Annotated in this window: 1 protein-coding gene; it reads left to right on the top strand. The window is 70.7% G+C overall.

What is annotated here, in order from left to right:
* The first annotated feature begins 120 nt into the window (after window positions 1-120).
* On the top strand, window positions 121-519 hold the full coding sequence (locus ACVOMM_RS18640; protein ID WP_053517252.1) for a hypothetical protein: 399 nt from the start codon (window positions 121-123) through the stop codon (window positions 517-519).
* The last annotated feature ends 112 nt before the right edge of the window (window positions 520-631 follow it).

Below are 631 nucleotides of genomic sequence, written 5' to 3' on the forward strand. Positions count from 1 at the left end.
CGGGCGGGCGGCCCGCCCCTATCCCCGCCCCCCGGGGGGGCCGCGGGGCGCACCCCCCCCCCCCGCGGGGCCGGGGCCCCCCCCCCCGGCGGCCTTTCGCCCCGACAACAGGACGGTTCAATGAGTTACGACATGATGGTGTTCGAGGCCAGCGTCGCCCCGCGTGAGGCGGCAGCGTTCATCGCCTGGTTCGAGAAGCAGACCGCCTGGGGCGAGAACCACGAGTACGACGATCCGGTGGTCAGCAGTCCGGCGTTGCAGGGCTGGTTCGCCGCGATGGCACAGGAGTTCCCGCCCTTGAATGGTCCGCTGAGCAACGATGAGGACGATCGCGCCGAGGTCACCGACTACAGCATCGGCCGCCACGTCATCTACGGTGCGTTTGCCTACTCCGTGGCCGAGCGTGCGCATGGCCGGGTACAGGACCTTGCGGAGGAGCACGGGGTGGGCTTCTTTGATGTCAGTGCCGATGAAGCGGCCATCGTGTTCCCCGATGGCCTGGTGCTGATCGCGGAATGACGCCGGGGGGGGTACCCGTCCAGGTGGGGAGGGGGTGCGCCCCCCGGGCACAACAAAAACCCCGACAGCCGGGGGGGGTGGATGCCCCCCGGGTGGTGGGGGCCCACGTAAG

The organism is Stenotrophomonas sp. STEN009, from assembly GCF_056760395.1.

Excerpts from the sequence above, each read along its gene's own strand:
- ACVOMM_RS18640 (WP_053517252.1), top strand. The coding sequence starts at position 121 with ATGAGTTACGACATGATGGTGTTCGAGGCCAGCGTCGCCCCGCGTGAG.